Annotated in this window: 14 protein-coding genes and 1 tRNA gene; 9 read left to right on the forward strand and 6 right to left on the reverse strand. The window is 61.6% G+C overall.

The features are described from left to right. Positions 1–253: 253 nt before the first annotated feature. Both clpS and G365_RS0116725 read right to left on the reverse strand, forming a co-directional pair. Complete coding sequence (clpS, locus tag G365_RS0116720) at positions 254–580, reverse strand: ATP-dependent Clp protease adapter ClpS (RefSeq protein ID WP_019646687.1); 327 nt, start codon at positions 578–580, stop codon at positions 254–256. Positions 581–898: 318 nt separating this feature from the next. Continuing rightward, positions 899–1,309: a hypothetical protein gene (locus tag G365_RS0116725; protein ID WP_155976342.1), complete on the reverse strand. Its 411-nt coding sequence runs from the start codon at positions 1,307–1,309 to the stop codon at positions 899–901. Positions 1,310–1,707: 398 nt separating this feature from the next. On the opposite strand from G365_RS0116725, the gene G365_RS22100 reads away from it, so the two are divergent. Then, positions 1,708–3,165, forward strand: a complete 1,458-nt coding sequence (locus G365_RS22100) for a D-alanyl-D-alanine carboxypeptidase (RefSeq protein WP_245554772.1) — start codon at positions 1,708–1,710, stop codon at positions 3,163–3,165. A gap of 342 nt (positions 3,166–3,507) precedes the next feature. Here the strand turns inward: G365_RS22100 and secD are convergent, their stop codons facing one another. Further along, positions 3,508–6,057 (reverse strand): protein translocase subunit SecD, encoded by a 2,550-nt coding sequence (gene secD, locus G365_RS0116735; protein ID WP_019646690.1) that lies wholly within the window; start codon positions 6,055–6,057, stop codon positions 3,508–3,510. A gap of 249 nt (positions 6,058–6,306) precedes the next feature. Between secD and G365_RS0116740 the strand changes: the two genes are divergently transcribed. From G365_RS0116740 to G365_RS0116750, 3 genes are all read left to right on the forward strand, one after another. Next, entirely contained in the window at positions 6,307–7,209 is a 903-nt protein-coding gene (locus G365_RS0116740) for a DMT family transporter (protein WP_019646691.1), read from the forward strand. A 114-nt stretch (positions 7,210–7,323) separates the two neighbouring features. Continuing rightward, a tRNA-Gln gene (locus G365_RS0116745) sits at positions 7,324–7,398 on the forward strand. A 159-nt stretch (positions 7,399–7,557) separates the two neighbouring features. After that, entirely contained in the window at positions 7,558–8,469 is a 912-nt protein-coding gene (locus tag G365_RS0116750; protein ID WP_019646692.1) for an alpha/beta fold hydrolase, read from the forward strand. A gap of 128 nt (positions 8,470–8,597) precedes the next feature. Here G365_RS0116750 and eda read toward each other — a convergent pair whose 3' ends face one another. Next, positions 8,598–9,227: a bifunctional 4-hydroxy-2-oxoglutarate aldolase/2-dehydro-3-deoxy-phosphogluconate aldolase gene (gene eda, locus G365_RS0116755; protein ID WP_019646693.1), complete on the reverse strand. Its 630-nt coding sequence runs from the start codon at positions 9,225–9,227 to the stop codon at positions 8,598–8,600. A 13-nt stretch (positions 9,228–9,240) separates the two neighbouring features. Continuing rightward, entirely contained in the window at positions 9,241–11,100 is a 1,860-nt protein-coding gene (gene edd, locus G365_RS0116760; protein WP_019646694.1) for a phosphogluconate dehydratase, read from the reverse strand. A gap of 168 nt (positions 11,101–11,268) precedes the next feature. Here edd and pgl point away from each other — a divergent pair, with 168 nt between their 5' ends. The 5 genes from pgl (at position 11,269) to G365_RS23200 (ending at position 16,224) form a co-directional block, all read left to right on the forward strand. Beyond that, complete coding sequence (gene pgl, locus G365_RS22105; RefSeq protein WP_019646695.1) at positions 11,269–11,949, forward strand: 6-phosphogluconolactonase; 681 nt, start codon at positions 11,269–11,271, stop codon at positions 11,947–11,949. A gap of 133 nt (positions 11,950–12,082) precedes the next feature. Further along, positions 12,083–13,072 carry a glucokinase gene (locus G365_RS0116770; protein ID WP_019646696.1) on the forward strand — a complete coding sequence of 330 codons (990 nt, stop codon included), beginning with the start codon at positions 12,083–12,085 and terminating at the stop codon, positions 13,070–13,072. A 14-nt stretch (positions 13,073–13,086) separates the two neighbouring features. Continuing rightward, on the forward strand, positions 13,087–13,938 hold the full coding sequence (locus G365_RS0116775; RefSeq protein WP_019646697.1) for a MurR/RpiR family transcriptional regulator: 852 nt from the start codon (positions 13,087–13,089) through the stop codon (positions 13,936–13,938). 233 nt (positions 13,939–14,171) lie between these two features. Continuing rightward, on the forward strand, positions 14,172–15,143 hold the full coding sequence (locus tag G365_RS0116780) for a hypothetical protein (protein WP_019646698.1): 972 nt from the start codon (positions 14,172–14,174) through the stop codon (positions 15,141–15,143). Between the two features lie 136 nt (positions 15,144–15,279). Beyond that, positions 15,280–16,224, forward strand: a complete 945-nt coding sequence (locus tag G365_RS23200; RefSeq protein WP_019646699.1) for a S1 family peptidase — start codon at positions 15,280–15,282, stop codon at positions 16,222–16,224. A 46-nt stretch (positions 16,225–16,270) separates the two neighbouring features. On the opposite strand, the gene G365_RS0116790 is transcribed toward G365_RS23200, so the two are convergent. After that, positions 16,271–16,771 (reverse strand): hypothetical protein, encoded by a 501-nt coding sequence (locus G365_RS0116790; RefSeq protein ID WP_019646700.1) that lies wholly within the window; start codon positions 16,769–16,771, stop codon positions 16,271–16,273. Positions 16,772–16,783: the final 12 nt, after the last annotated feature.

Below are 16,783 nucleotides of genomic sequence, written 5' to 3' on the forward strand. Positions count from 1 at the left end.
GTTCTTAAGCGTGCCAGGCAGAGCGTTCCCAGCAAAGATGGAGACAGGCCTTACGGCTGACAACGCCCAAACTTCTAAAACAAATTTTCAAAATCAGGAGCATTCGCCCGAGCAAAGAACCTGACAGGACAGACAGCAGGGACCCTGCGGGTCCTGCGGCCGCACACCTCTTTCCCGGTGCCCGGTTACAGGCCCCTGTGTCATGATATTCTTACAGCGGTGAGCCCGCGAAGACTCCGGGGGTAACCGCCCCTCAGTCCCGCTCCAGCGTACATTGCAGCGGATGCTGATGTTGCCGGGCCAGATCCATCACCAACGTGACCTTTGTCTCGGCCACATCATAGGTATAGACCCCGCAGACACCCACGCCACGCTGATGAACGTGCAGCATGATCTCGGTGGCTTCCTCACGGTCTTTATTGAAAAACCGCTCGAGTACATGAACAACGAACTCCATCGGAGTATAATCGTCGTTCAGCATCAATACCTTATACATGGACGGCTTTTTGGTCTTCGGTCTGGTCCGCGTCGCCACACCGGTTCCCGTGCCATGGTCATCCTGATGATCGAAGTCACTCATCGAGGGGTCTATCGGCTCCGTTTACGGGGTCAACCTCACTCCGGCCCAAAGTCACCGGGAACGCTGCAGCTTTGCCAGACGTCCCCGGATCCTCCCGTTTTCCGGAGGGGGGATCCCCAGTGTAACCGGCCCCTTACAGGAAGCGAACCGGCCTTAGCACTGAATATAGGCCGGATTTTTGCGGAGCGGGAGGGGGGGCAGTTCCTCTGGACCATGGAAAACCGCATGATCCAGAGGAACTATAGGCGTTAATACATTGAAATATATAATTCTATAAACACAGACGCTCTCTCGGGAAACCCTCCCGGAGCCGTATTTTCAGGACAGAATCGGTGCCGCGTCCCTCCCGGTGGCCCGACGCGGTGCCCCCGAGGCGTGATCCACGATCCATCCACTGACTTCCCGGTAGGGCAGACAGGCCGCCTCGATAACAGACCAGACAAACTCCGCAGCCCAAACGGCGGGGTGTACGGCCCCGGTATGAACAAGACTATGCGAATCCAGTACGTCTGCTGTCGCCCCCCCGGATTTCAGGGCTGCAATTGCCATCCGCTCCGTACAGGTGAAGGCATCGGCCCACAGGTCAAGAACCCGGTTGGCCGCGTTTGTGCTTTCCGCCACATTTGTGCGGACAGCCTCCGGGATCAGCAGAAAAGGCTGCATCCCCTTTCGGGCAGCAAGAGTCGCGACAGTGTCAGAAGCAAAGGAAAATCCGGAAACGGCGGGCATGGAGGCCTCCATCGGAAAGAAATGCTGCAATGCAACATAACACATCCCAAAGGCTCCGGTCATGTCGATTGTGCAATGCACAATTCAAAAACCAGATGAGTTGCCCCAAATTTGACACACTTATGGCACAGATCGACACCCCGGTAAGGTTTTGTCCACTTTTTCCTGCTGTCATGGGCACACCAAGCAGTTTATCGGCGTGGACAGGCCGTAAATGTTTTCTTAAGGTTACGGGCGAGTCGCTAACGGTCTGCCAGAATGGCATAAACCCAGCCAGGCTTTTCCGGGACAATCGGGCAAATATGTCTGTTCCGGGGCAGAAAACCCGGCAACCGTACCGGGACAGTAACCAGACCGCCATACAATGTCACTGATCGGCCAAATCAGGGGGAAGTGCTTTGACTGCCATCCACACCTTTGACACCGGACTTCACAAGGCCCCTCGTCGGGGGTTGTCTTCCGCCGTCGCAGGTCTTCTGGCAGTTCTGACACTGACAGTTTCGCTGCTGTCGGCCACCCCTGCTTTGGCGGTGGTCTACGCCTCGATCGTGATCGACACCGAAAACGGCGCGGTCCTGCAGCAGGAAAATGCCGACGCCCAGACCTATCCGGCATCACTGACCAAGATGATGACCCTGTACATGCTGTTTGAGGCAATGGAAAAAGGCAAAGTCACCATCCGCGACCGGATGCCGGTTTCAACCTACGCCGCCGGGCAGGCCCCGACCAAGCTGGGGGTCCCTGCCGGGCGTACCCTGATGGTCGAAGATGCGATCAAGGCCCTGATCACCCGCTCTGCTAACGATGCCGCCGTGGTGATCGCCGAGCATCTGGGCTCCAACGAACCCAATTTCGCCCAGATGATGACCCGTAAAGCCCGGGCGCTGGGTATGTCGAACACCCAGTTCCGCAATGCGTCCGGCCTGCCGAATCCGGATCAGGTCACCACCGCGCGCGACATGGCCCGCCTGTCCATCGCCCTGCGCCGCGATTTCCCCCAGTATTATGACTATTTCAGCATCCGCTCCTTCCGCTATGGCAAGCAGACCATCGGCACCCATAACCGGGTTCTGCTGCAGTACAAAGGCGCTGACGGATTAAAGACCGGCTATATCCGGGATTCCGGGTTTAATCTTGCCACCTCAGCCCGCCGGGGCGGCCACTCTCTGGTCGGTGTGGTTCTGGGCGGCCAGAGTGGTGCCTGGCGCGATCAGCGGATGATGGACCTTCTCGACCGCTCCTTCGCATCCCTTGGGGAAACCGGCAGCAGCCCTGTCATGGCGTCCGCTGCCCCTGTCGATACCCAGCCCACCAAAGCCAAAGCCGCTGAAGAACGCCGCCTTGAACTGGCCCGTGTGGCGGCTGAAAAGCGGGAAAAGCAGCTTGCCGCCAAGCGGGAAGCTGCTGAGAAGAAGCTGGCGGAGGCACAGGCCAAAAAGGATAAGAAGGCCGCTGCCCTCGCCAAAGCAGAGATGGAACGGGTGATGGCCAGCGCTCCGCAGCCGCTCGGCGGCAAACAGGTCGCCACCCAGTGGGCCAAACAGCAGGAGCACGGCGGCAACCCTGGGGACTGGGCCGTTCAGGTCGGGGCCTTCACGGCTTTCTCCGCCGCCCACACGCAGGCATCCAATGCCATGGGCATCGTCCGTCCGCAGATTTCCGGGGCTCAGCTTTTGGTCACCCCGATGAATGGTGCGAATGGGCTGGTGTACCGGGCCCGACTGACCGGCATCGACAACGAACAGCAGGCCAAATCAGCCTGTAAACTGCTGAAGCAGAAAAATGTATCCTGCCTGCCGGTTCCGCCATCTAACGTAAACCTTGCCATGGTGCAGGACGGACGTAAGACCCGCTGAATCGATTCGGCGTTCAAAGAGTCGGCGTTCAAAGCAGAGAGACACAGGGGCGCATCCCACAGGGACGCGCCCCTTTTGCTTGGCTGTTCGTCCATACCTGATCAGGGGCAGTAGGCTGATACCTGCCCCGTCACCCCAATGCTTTGGCCTTCAGCCATTCAGCAGCAAGGCTCGTGCAATCGCAATAACAGGCACAGTGACAGCCTCTTCCCGAACCGACCGGCTAGATCCGGTTCAGGAGACCGGGCCGCCATCCCAACGTACTGCGAAAAAAGAAAACCCACCTGCCGCTTTCATACGGCAGGTGGGTTCTTCAAAAGGTCAGAGATGCAGCAGGAAACCTTACTTTTCGACCTGCTCGGCCCCGGCGAACGGATTATCCGCTTCCGGATCTTCCTCCTCCTCCCGGCGCAGACGGTGCTCACCAAGATAAAGCAGGATCGGTGCGGCGATGAAGATCGACGAGCTGGTAGCCAAAACGACGCCAAACAGCAGAACCCAGGCAAACTGCTGCAACGCCTCTCCGCCAAACAGGGCCAGAGGCAGGATCGACAGGAAAATGGCGATCGAGGTGGCAACAGTACGGCTCATGGTCTCATTGATCGAGCGGTCAATCAGCTCGCGCAGCGGCATCTTGCGGAACACCCGCAGATTCTCACGCACACGGTCATAGACCACGACTTTATCGTTGATCGAGAATCCCATAATTGCCAGCAGGGCAGCAATCGCCGGCAGGTTGAATTCCAGCCCGGTCAGCGCGTAGAAACCGATCACCTTGGTGATATCAAGGATCATCGTCACCACGGCGCCAACACCGAACGGCCATTCAAAGCGGACCCAGATGTAAATCAGCATGGCAATGGCAGCCAGACCCAGCGCCATCATACCATCGGAGAACAGTTCAGAGCTGACAGACGCGCCGATGCTCTCAACACGGCGGATGCTGGTCCCCGGATATTCCGCCTGCACAGTCTGCTGCACCAGCTTGACCACCTTGGCCTGCTCTTCGTCCCCGCCCGGCTGCCGTTCCAGACGGATCAGCACATCAGTAGCAGCACCGAAATCCTGCAGCTTCACCGGACCGACATCAAGCTTTTCCAGCGCGCCGCGCAGCTTGTTAAAGTCAGCCGGCTGCTCGGTGCGGATTTCAACAATCGTACCCCCGGCGAAATCAACGCCAAGGTTAAGACCCGGGTGGAAGAACAGCACAACCGAGGCAATCGACAGCGCCGCCGACATACCAAGGCCGACATTGCGGCCCTTCATGAACTGAATATTGGTGTTTTCCGGGAACAGACGCAGCTTGGTCCCCACGGCCAGCGTCACCGGGCGGGTCTTACGCCACCACGACGCCACCATCAGACGCACCAGCGTCACCGCCGTGAACATCGACACCACAATGCCGAGGCTGATGGTGATCGCAAAGCCACGGATCGTCCCCGTCCCGACGGAATACAGGAACAGCATCTTGATCAGGGTGGTGGCATTGGCATCGACGATGGTCGAGTAAGCCCGCTTGAACCCGGTCTCAATCGCCGCCATCGGGCCTTTGCCCTTGCGGGTTTCTTCCCGGATGCGCTCATTGACCAGAATGTTGGCATCAACCGCCAGCCCCAGCGACAGCAGCAGACCGGCAATACCCGGCAATGTCAGGGTTGCCCCCAGCACCGACAGGGCACCGACCGCCATGGCAAGGTTAACGAACAGTGCAATATTGGCATACAGGCCGAAGCGGCCATAGGTCATCGCCATAAAGGCAACCACCAGCACAAACCCGACGATCACACTGATGACCCCGGCGCGGATCGAGTCTGCCCCGAGATCGGGGCCAACGGTCCGCTCTTCCACCACGGTCAGCGGAGCGGGGAGCGCACCGGCACGCAGCAGAACCGCCAGATCATTGGCTGACGCCGCATTAAAGGAGCCGGAAATCTGCCCCCGCCCCCCGAGGATCGGTTCACGGATCACCGGGGCGCTGATGATTTTACCGTCCAGCACAATCGCAAACGGCTTGCCGACATTCCGGGTGGTGATGTCCGCAAATTTCTTGCCGCCGATATCATCGAAGGAGAAGCCGACCAGCCATTCGCCGGTCCGCTGATCGGTCGAGGGGCGGGCATCAGAAAGGTGCGAGCCATCCAGCTCAATCTGGCGGCGGATCAGCGCCATCTGACCGGCAGAGCGGTCATCAGCCATCGGCAGCCACTGCATCCCGGCCGGGGCCGGGCTGCCGGGACGGACCGTACTGTCCCCCAGCAGATGGAAGGTCATCTTCGCGGTCTGACCAAGCAGGGCCTTGATGCGGGTCGGGTCCGCCAGACCCGGCAGCTGCACGACGATACGGTCTTCCCCCTGACGGGCAATCAGCGGTTCCGCCACGCCGCTCTGGTCGATACGGCGACGGACGATTTCAATAGACTGCCCGACAGTCTGGCGGGCCCGTTCCTGCAAAGCCTTTTCATTTGGCACCAGCGAGACGGACGGACCATCCACGGTAATGTCAAATTCCTTCACAGTCGTCGTGCCGATCTGGATACCGGCATCAACGGTGTTCAGGGCAGTCCGGGCGGCATCGGCCTGCGCGGTATCGACCAGCGCAAACCGCACACTGGTGTCATCGGCTGTCAGACCGGTGTAACGCACCTTGGCGTCACGCAGAACCTGACGGACGCTATCCGCCTGATTCTCCATCCGCTCTTTCCGCAGGGCCGCCAGATCGACCTTCAGCATCAGGTAAGATCCGCCCTGAAGATCAAGGCCCAGATTAACCCGGTTAAGCGGCAACCATGACGGCATTGCCCCGGCGGGGAGGAGGTTGGGGGCCGCCAGCAGCACGCCGACCAGACACACCAGAAGGATGAGACCCGTCTTCAGACGGGAAAAATACAGCATGGGGACAGCCCTGTCGGTTCAGAGTGAGTTTGCCCGGCACAATAGCAGACCTTTCGCCGTGAACAACCCTGTGAACAGACCTTTTGGGGGTATTGTCACAGTGCGCTATCCGCCTGCGTCACCATGGCCTCACCGGCATATAAGGCGGATTTTCCAAAGAGCAAGAACGCATTCCACACCGCATGCCGTGGACAATCAGGGGGAACTGTGTCACTCACAGGGTCTCTCTTCTGCCCGGATATGATATCCATGCGCCCGACCCAGCTTGATACCTTCGCGATGACCACCATGGTGCTGCTGTGCGCCACCTGGGGCCTGACCCAACCCACCGTGAAGATGGCAGCCGCCGAAATCGGACCGGTCCTGCAAGGGGGGCTGCGCTGCCTGATCGCCGCCGTACTGGTGCTCCTGTGGTGTCGGCTGCGGGGAATCCGTCTGTTCGACCACGATGGCAGCCTGAAGGGTGGCCTGCTGGTCGGCGCCCTGTTTGCCGCGGAATTTGCCGCCCTGTTCAAGGGGCTTGAATACACACAGGCTGCCCGGGCCGTACTGTTTCTTTATTGCGCCCCCTTTGTCGTTGCTCTCGGCGGGCACTTTAAGCTGGGGGAAAAACTGGCCCCCGTACAATGGCTCGGCCTGACCTGCGCCTTCATCGGGCTGCTGGTCGGTATGGGCGACAGCCTGAGCCTGCCCGGCGGACAGGAGCTGATCGGAGATCTTCTTGCGCTTATCGCCGGACTGCTGTGGGCGGCAACCACGCTGGCAATCCGCATGACCCGGGCTGGTGCTGTCACGCCTGCCAAAACCCTGCTGTATCAGCTGGGCACGTCAGTTGTCGTGATGATCCCGCTGGGACTGATGATGGGTGAGACATGGCCGCACTTCGGCACCCTGTCAGAAACGGCGTGGGGCGTTCTGCTGTTTCAGGGAATTATCATCACCTTTGCCAGCTATCTGATGTGGTTTTCTTTGGTGTCGCGATATCCGGTCGGGCTGCTGTCAGCGTTTTCATTCCTGACCCCGCTGTTTGGTATGGCTTTCGGGGCGCTGCTGCTGGGCGAACGCCTGACCCTGCCGTTCCTGTCTGCCGCAGTACTGGTCGGCCTCGGCATCTGGCTGGTTAACCGGCGGCGGGTGAAAATCGCCGGTTGACCCCCGGTCAGGCTTTCCTGAAAAAACAGGGCAAAGAAGGTCTTGCGTCGTGAAACGGAATCCCCTATTTTGCCGCCCTCACGACGGCCCGGCCTTAGCCGGAAGTTGTTCTGATGGGGTGTCGCCAAGCGGTAAGGCAACGGTTTTTGGTACCGTCATACCTAGGTTCGAATCCTAGCACCCCAGCCAACTCTCTTTCCGCAGTGATCCGCTGATGCCCGGAAAGACCAGAGAAAGCCACGGTTTGCGCCGTGGCTTTTTTCGTGGCCGTCCGCCCCCATCCGTTGGCAGCCGCAAAAATTGTTGGTATTTTTTGGCCCAGATACCAACGTTCTAAGGCTGGATCCCATGCCTGCCGAAACCGTCACCGATCACTGGCTAACCGCTGCCGACGGAACCCGCCTGCGCCTGTGTGAATATGGGGAGGCCCCAAGATCGCTGCTGATTCTGCCCGGACGGACAGAACCTGTTGAAAAATATTCTGAAACTGTCGAGCGCCTGCTTCATCACGGCTGGACCGTCTTTGTCGCCGACTGGCGTGGTCAGGGCCGCTCCGGCGGGCGCCCGGCCCATAACCCGCAGATCGGCCATGCCGAAGATTTTGACATTCACGTCAGCGATCTGGCCCTGTTCCTGCGGGCCGTGCAGGCAGCCAATCCGCTTGGCCCGATCACCCTTCTTGCCCACAGCATGGGCGGCGGCATCGCGCTGCGCTATCTCCAGACCACACCGCATCCCCCGGCAGCGCTAAGGCAGGTCATCACCCTGGGCGCAATGATCACCCTGCCAAAGCAAAGCCTGCCGCATACCTGCGTGCGCCTGATCGCGGACATTGCCTGCGCGCTCGGTAAAGGGCAGCAGTATGCGCTGGGGCAAGGGGACTGGGGCAGCAAGGACCGTGACTTTACCGACAATGGCCGCACCTCTGACCCTGCCCGCTTTGCCCGTGAAGTCATTCTGCTGACCGATCATCCGGATCTGAGGGTCGGCGGCCCAAGCTGGGGATGGGTGCGCGCCGCCCTGCGCCTGTCTGCCCGCCTGGAACCCGGCTTCATCGCGCCGGTGCCCCTGCATCTGTTGCAGGGCGATCAGGATCCCTACGTTCCCCTGCCCGTGCTGCGTCGGTTTCACAGCCGGGTCGGCAACAGCACCCTGACCCTGCTGCCCGGTGCCCTGCACGAGCCGTTGATGGAACGGGATGAGATACAGGCCGCCGTCTGGGCAGTCCTTGACCGGCTGCTGCAACAGGGACCGCCATAAAAGAAAAGCGTGCCGGGATAAAACCCGACACGCTTGGGGTCATGATGACAGGGATACTGGAGTTTGTCCGCTCTGCGCACCGCTGCGCGATCCCTGCATCAGACCTGCAACTTTTCCACCCGGCAGGTTTATCCGCCGAGAGCACTCGCTTCAGAAGCCAGTGCCGTAATCTTCGCCCAGTCCCCGGCGGCCACAGCCGCATCCGGGGTCAGCCAGCTTCCGCCGACTGCCGCCACATTGGGCAGCGCCAGATAGCCGGGGGCCGAAGCCGCATCAATCCCGCCGGTCGGGCAGAAAGTCAGGTGCGGCAGCGGGCCGCCTATTGCCTTCAGCAGCGCTTTTCCGCCCACGGCTTCCGCCGGGAACAGCTTCAGCACACCATAGCCCTGATCCTGCGCTTCCATCGCTTCCGTCGGGGTGGCAACACCGGGAATCAGAGGAATCCCGCAGCTCCGCCCCGCCGCAGCCAGCCGTGACGGCAGGCCGGGGCTGATCGCAAAGGCGGCCCCGGCATCCACCGCCTGCGCCAGCTGGTCAGGGGTGCAGACCGTTCCGGCCCCAACCACCGCCTGCGGCACCGCGTCGCGGATGGCACGAATGGCAGCCAGTGCTGCATCGGTCCGCAGGGTGACTTCCAGCGCACGGATCCCACCGGCCACCAGAGCATGCGCCAGATCAACCGCCCGCGCCGCATCGCGGATGACGATCACCGGCATCACCGGTGACAGACGCAGAACTGACAGGGCATCAAGGGTCATGGCCGTCATCTCCTTACACGGCAACCGCATCGGCATCAGCCCACAGCGGATGGGCGAAAGTCATCGCCCCGGTTTCGGCGCTGGTCGCCAGCTGGCGCATCCCGCCGAACAGATCCCGCCCGATCCCGGAGACAGAGCGGGAAAAATCAGGAACAGCGACATCGCGCCCCTGCCACACCTCAGCCGGGACCAAGACGTCCAGTATTCCTGCCTCAGCATCCAGCCGCAGCAGGTCACCGTCGCGGACCTTCGCCAGCGGCCCGCCGACAGAGGCTTCCGGCGACAGATGGATCGCGGCAGGCACCTTGCCGGATGCCCCGGACATCCGCCCGTCGGTGACCAGTGCCACCCGAAAGCCACGGTCCTGCAACACGGCCAGCGGCGGGGTCAGCTTATGCAGCTCCGGCATGCCATTGATGCGCGGCCCCTGAAAGCGGACGACGGCAATAAAATCACGTTCCAGCTCGCCACGCCGGAAAGCTGCCAGCAGGTCATTCTGATCATCAAAGACCAGCGCCGGGGCTTCAACGATCCGGTGCTCCGTCTTAACCGCTGACACCTTGATCACTGCCCGCCCCAGCGGCCCGGTCAGCAGACGCAGCCCACCATCGGCGGAAAACGGCTCCGCCAGCGGGCGCAGCACTGATGCGTCCGCGCTGACAGCGGGCACATCGCGCCAGTCAAGGCCACTGTTGCTCAGGCAGGCTTCTTTGGCATGCGCCCGCAGACCGGTGCCCAGAATGGTGGTGACATCTTCGTGCAACAGCCCGCCGTCAATCAGCTCCCGCATCACAAAGCCGATGCCGCCTGCCGCCTGCACATGGTTCACATCCGCCTTCCCATTGGGGTAGGCACGCATCAGCAGCGGCACCACGGCCGACAGATCATGGAAATCATCCCACGTCAGGGCGATACCGGCGGCCCGGGCAATCGCCACCAGATGCAGGGTGTGATTGGTTGATCCGCCGGTGGCCATCAGACCGACCACCGCATTCAGGATTGCCCGCTCATCAATCACCCGGGCAATCGGGGTATAGCGGTCCGCCCCGGCGGCAATCTCAACCGCCACGGCGGCGGCGTGCTCGGTCAGGGCCTGCCGCAGCGGCGTGCCGGGATTGACGAAGGCCGTACCCGGCAGATGCAGGCCCAGCAGCTCCATCAGCATCTGGTTGGAATTGGCGGTCCCATAAAAGGTACAGGTGCCCGGGCCGTGATAAGATGCCATTTCCGATGCCAGAAGCGCATCACGGCCAACCTTGCCTTCCGCATAAAGCTGCCGGACCTTCGCCTTCTCATCATTGGCAAGACCACTGGTCATCGGCCCGGCCGGAACAAACACTGCAGGAAGATGCCCAAAACTCAGCGCCCCGATCAGCAGGCCGGGGACGATCTTATCGCAGACGCCCAGATACAGCGCGGCGTCAAACATCTGATGGGACAGGGCAATGGCGGTGCCCATGGCAATCACATCGCGGGAGAACAGGGACAGCTCCATCCCCTCGTATCCCTGCGTCACACCGTCACACATCGCAGGCACTCCGCCCGCCACCTGCGCGGTTGCCCCCAGACGCTCCGCCGCCGCCTTCAGCAGCGCCGGATACTGTTCCAGCGGCTGATGGGCTGACAGCATATCGTTATAGGCGGTGACAATCCCCAGATTGGGGCCGGTCGGACCGGTCAGCCGGGCCTTGGCCGCATCGGGCATTGCCGCACAGGCATGTGCCAGATTAGTGCAGGACAACGCCCCCCGCTGCGCCCGCCCGGCCCGCGCCTCTTCAGCAGCACGCACGCCATCCAGATACCGGCGGCGGGTCGGCCCGCTGCGGGTTATCAGGCGATCCGTTACGGATGCAAGAACGGGGTTAAGGGACATCGCAGGCTCCGGTCGGCCACGAAAGGCAGCGGGACTGTAGTTTTGCTACACCGGTTTGGCAACAATTTTTGCACCGCATCACAAAATCTTCGCCAAGATTCCTGTTGAAAGGCTGAACCTCTGCGGCACAGGATGTAACAATACTACAAAAGATCCCGGATTCTGCCAATGCCGCCCCTTCATCGCTTTCCGTCCGCCGCCGTCGCCACCGCTGCGCTGGCTGATGCCATCGCCGCGACTCTGCTGGCCTGCCTGACCCGGCAGGACCGGGCCGTGCTGGCTGTTTCCGGCGGGCGCTCCCCGGTTCCGCTGTTTCAGACCCTCAGGGAGCGGGATCTGCCGTGGCAGCGCGTTACCATCACCCTTGTTGATGAACGCTGCCTGCCTTCTGACCACCCCGACAGCAACGCCCGGCTGGTGCGGACCCATCTGCTGGCCGGTCGTGCCGCGACCGCCTGCTTCAGGCCGCTGTGGCTTCAGCCCGCAACGCCGGAGGACCTGATCAGTAACGCCATAAAACAATGGCAGACACCGGATCTAACCCTGCTGGGCATGGGCGAAGATGGGCATACCGCATCCCTGTTCCCCGGCGCGACAAATCTGACGACCGGACTGGCCGCGGATACGGCAGCCCCCCTGCTGCTGATTGATCCACCCACCGCCCCGCACCGGCGCATCAGCATGACGGCGGCGGAAATTGCCCGCAGCCGACAGGTTTTTCTTTCGATTGCCGGGGACGCCAAACTGTCTGTTCTGCAGCAGGCCCTGACAGCTCCCTCCCCGGCGCTGCCGGTTGGTGTGGTCCTGACCCGCTGCCCGACGGCACAGATTTTTGCCAGCGAGATCTGAATCCCCTCAGACTCCTGACATTTCAACCGCCAGAGCTTTTGCGCCCCCGGCCTTTTGCACCCTTGACCTTCCGGCTGAAGGCGACAACAAAGAAAACGATAAAAAACAGAACAGTCAAAGGGAGCCGACGCCCATGTCCACATCATCCTATCCACGCCTGCTGGGCGACATCGGCGGCACCAATGCCCGGTTTGCGCTGGAAACCGCCCCCGGCGTCATCGAGGCACTGCTGATTCTGCCAACCCGGGAACATCCCGGATTTGCCGATGCCCTGAAGGCTTATCTTGAGCGCACCGGCGTCACCGGGCTCCGCCATGCGGCGATCGGTATTGCCACCGCTGTCACCGGCGACCATGTCAGCATGACCAACCACCCGTGGGCGTTTTCGATCGAAGACATCCGCACCGCATTCGGCCTCGATACCTTTCTGGTTCTCAACGATTTCACCATCCTTGCTCTGTCTCTGCCGCGCCTGCCTGCGCAGGATCTGGAACAGATCGGTGGCGGTACGGCCCGCAATGGGGCCAAAGCCCTGATCGGTCCCGGCACCGGCCTTGGTGTCTCCGGGCTTCTCCCCTCTGCCGCCGGCTGGATTCCGCTGGCCGGAGAAGGGGGACATGTGGCGTTTTCCCCCTGCACCGAGGAAGAAGAGGCCCTCGCCCGCTTCGCCCGGGCCGAGCTGGGTGTCGCCCATCTCTCAGCCGAACGCCTGATCACCGGATCGGGGCTGGAGCTGATCGACCGATTCCTGACCGCGCAGGGGCAGGCCCCCGGCGTTGCCCCCCGTCCGGCCCCTGACATTTCCCGCGCCGGGCTGGACGGAAGCTGTCCGCGCGCCGTGGCAGCCCTGACCCTGTTCTGCGCCCTGTTCGGCACGGCTGCCGCCAATCTGGCCCTGACGCTTGGCGCCATCGGCGGGCTGTATATCGGCGGCGGTATTATTCCACGCTTCGGGGCTTTTTTCGCAGCCTCACCGTTCCGGTCACGGTTTGAGGCGCAGGGGCGCCTGAGTGCCTATCTGGCGCCGATCCCGGTGTATGTCATTCACAGCCCGACACCGGCCCTGCTGGGGGCCGCCAACGCCCTTGACCAGCACCTTGCCGTCACCAAAACTCTGGCCTGAGGACCGATCTGCGGATGCTCGACCGCCTGCGACAGGAACGCCCGCAGCTCTCCCCCGCCGAACAGCGGGTGGCCGACTATGTATTGGATAATCCGCAGACGGTGATGCGGGCCGCAGTCGCCGATATTGCCCGGCAGGCCGGTGTCAGCCAGCCGACGGTGATCCGCTTCTGCCGCCGTATGGGCTGTCAGGGGCTGCCGGACTTTAAACTATCGCTGGCAGGCACCCTTGCCAGCGAAACCGTGCAGGGCACACCCTACGTCCATTCCGCCGTCAATCCCGGTGATGACACCGCCACCATTCTGGGCAAACTGTTCGACAGCGCCGCCACGGCCATGCGCGCCACCCGCGACGCCCTGTCGGTTCCGGCAATGGAAGCGGCCATCGCCATGCTGACCGAAGCCCGGCGGATTGAGTTCTACGGCCTTGGTAACTCAGGGATTGTCGCAGCCGACGCCCAGCACAAATTTTTCCGCCTCGGAATTCCTTCCGTTGCCTACACAGACAGCCATACGCAGGTGATGGCAGCGGCAATCCTGCAACCCGGCGACTGCGTGGTGGCGCTGTCGCAGTCAGGCCGGTCCCCCGAACTGCTGGATGCCGCCGATGTCGCCAAATCCAGCGGGGCGACAGTCATTGCCCTGACCACCGATGCCTCGCCGCTGGCCCGGCTGGCCGACGTCGCCATCGGCATTGAAACCCCGGAAGACACGGCCAGCTTCAGCCCGATGCTGTCCCGCCTGCTGACACTGGCCGTCATCGACGTGCTGACCGTCGGTGTCGCCCTGCGTCTGGGACCCGATGCCGTCTGCCGGATGGAACAGGCCAAGCGGTCTTTGCAAGAAAAGCGGCTCAAGCTGCGATAGCTATACACGAATTACGGGTATTTGTGATTGACTGATGTCACCTCAGACACATTCAGACAAAAATCAGAATCTCCTTAAACTCTGATTCAAAATAATTTTCTCAGAATTTTTCTATTGCCCTCATACAACATGCAAAATTTTGCATAAAATGCATGCCAAAAACTACCTGGGGATGTAATTTCTCTGACAGGCTTCTGCTCAGTCATGAGCCGACGGAACAATCGGAGTCCCCGATGTCAGAGCCAACCACCATTCTCGCCACATCAGGACTGCTGCCCGGAACGTTTCCTGCGGCACTGGTCTATCTTATCATGGCGTTCCTGAACGCGGCCAATCCCGGTCCCCTCCAGAGCGGATGTCGGCTCATTCTCCCCGTCTCGCCCTCTGCCGCGCCGATCTATGCCTGCCTCCTGATTGGCAGTCAGAGTTTTCTTGGGGTCATGCTGCTGATTGCCCCCTCATGGATTCTGGCTGGCAGCGGACTGTGCTCTTTCCTGCTGTGCCGGGGGCTGGTGTTCCGGAAGCGGGCGGGTTTCCCTAAAGTATCGCTGCATCTTGGGCTCGGCTCTCTCTGGCCGGGTCCCATCGCTCTGTTTCTCGACAGCGTTCTGCTGCTCTCCCTGCTCGATACCGTCGTACGAACCGCGACGGCCTCTTTAATTCTGCCTCCGGCTGCCGGGGTCATCGGTGCGGTTTTGGTCACAGCAGCCAGCCTGCTGATCGCCAGCCGGAGTCTACAGGGCGGCCCCTTGCTCCGGCGGGGCACTCTCTCCCCCGGGGCTAAATGGCCGACCGCCATCACCGGGCCTGTGCCGGTGCAGGACCCGACCATCGTCCTGATGATTCCGTCCGACGGTCATGACGGCCAGTCCTGGCTGCGTCTGCTGCGTGCCCGGGCCGCCCTTGGATCTTTCTATCCCTTACACATCCTGACTGCCGGTACAGAGATCACCCCGTCAGAGACAGAAACGCTCACCACCCTCCCGCCGGACCGCTTTCTCGCCCTGTCAGACCGCTTCCCCTGTGCCCTGCTAGTCAGCGGCGGGGTGATTGTTGCCCGCTGGACAGAAGAACTGCCCGCAGAGTGGCTGATTCCTTACTCTGCCAAAGCCAGTCCCGAAGGCAGTCCCGCGATCCCCCCGCCCGAGAACCTCCCCCGGAACACCACAGAAAATCATAGGTATTTCTCGGCTGGCCCCGTATGATCCGAAAGTCTGCCGCGACAGGGTTTCTCTGCGTGGCGGGCTTGTCTGGACCTGACGTGACTGACACTCCATGCGCCTCTCCGCTGCATCCACCCTGTATCGCTTCAGCCTCCGGCACTGCCTCAGAGGCAGCCGGTTGGCCCTTGCCACGGCTTTCGCCGTGTCGCTGTCTGTTACAGCAGCGCAGGCCCAGACAGTCCCCCCGTCACCGGAACGGAGTGCACTGGAAGCCCGGCTGTCAGCGCTGACCACCGCCCTCGCCGGTGATGTCTGCGCCAACCCTGCCGAGGCCAGAGCCCTTCTGGCTGCCGGAACGCCCGCTGGCACCCCGGCGGGCGCCGCACCGGCTATCACCCCGGCTCCCGACAAATCCTCCGCCGCCGACATCAAAACAAGCTCGGCCCCGGCAAAGCCTCTGGAAAAGACCGCACTGGTCTCGCTGCTGAAACAGGCGGTGGTTCTGGTGGTGGCCGGAGAGAACTCAGGCTCCGGTTTCATCATCGACAGCCAGCATATTGTCACCAACAATCATGTGATCGCCGGGTCAGAAGGGCAGCCGCTGATTGTTGCCGGTGTTGGTATCGGCACCCCGCGGGAAGCCAAGGTGATTGCCCATGTCGCTGAAGAAGGCCCGGCCGGACGCGATTTTGCCCTGCTGAAAGTGGCGGGGGCGCCGCTGACCACCAAACTTGCGCTGACCCCCAATGTTGCCGACCTGCAACCGATCGTTGCCGCCGGTTTTCCCGGCCTGCTGATTACCAACGACGTCAATTTCCACCGGCTGATGCAGGGGGACCTGTCTGCAACCCCGGAAATCATCCTGTCGCAGGGGGCGGTGATGGCAATCCAGAACCGCAGCGCCGGGATGCCAACCATTGCCCACAATGCCCCGATTTCCGGCGGCAACAGCGGCGGGCCGCTGGTTGACGCCTGTGGCCGGGTGGTCGGCATCAACACCTATATCCGGGTCGCTTCTGATCAGGGCACCAATGCAGGCTATGCCCTGGGGACAGAGGGAATCCTGAAGTTTCTGGCCAAGGCTGGCGGTTCGCCCACGGTACAGAGCGGTACCTGCGAATAAAATAACCCCCCGGACTGAGAGATCCGGGGGATTTTTCTTAGGCCTGTTAGCGCCCGATCAGGGTATCCAGCTCTTTACTCAGGCTGTCTTTCTGCTTACGCAGGGCATCAAGCCGGGCTTCTTTCTCCGTATCATTGCTGACCGGATCAGCCTTGACCTGCGCAATCCGCGCTTCAAGCTGAGAAATCTGGCGCTGAAGCTCCGTCGTGTTGCCCTTGGCTTTGGCAACTTTCTTCTTCAGATCAGCGATATCTTTATCGAGTGCCGCCGCTTTCTGTTCCGCAGCCGTCCTGTCCGCCGCAACAGCGGTCTGCTGCTGCTGGGTCCGCTGCAGCTCGCGCTGCTTCTGGGTATTGACGTCCTGCTCGTTCTCCAGCGTTTCCTGTTTCTGCTTGGCCCGCTTGTCATAGGTGCCGTCAGACAGGTTGCTCATCCCGGAGAAAAATCCGCCCTTCGCCGGATCTTCATTGGTCTGGCAGGCCGACAGGGTCAGCACAGAGCCCAGACAGATCACCGGCAGAAGCAGACGGCGACGGATACGGTTCATCGTGGTCATCCT

Origin of the sequence: Novispirillum itersonii subsp. itersonii ATCC 12639 (assembly GCF_000381985.1) — a bacterium.
Classification (GTDB): domain Bacteria; phylum Pseudomonadota; class Alphaproteobacteria; order Rhodospirillales; family Rhodospirillaceae; genus Novispirillum; species Novispirillum itersonii.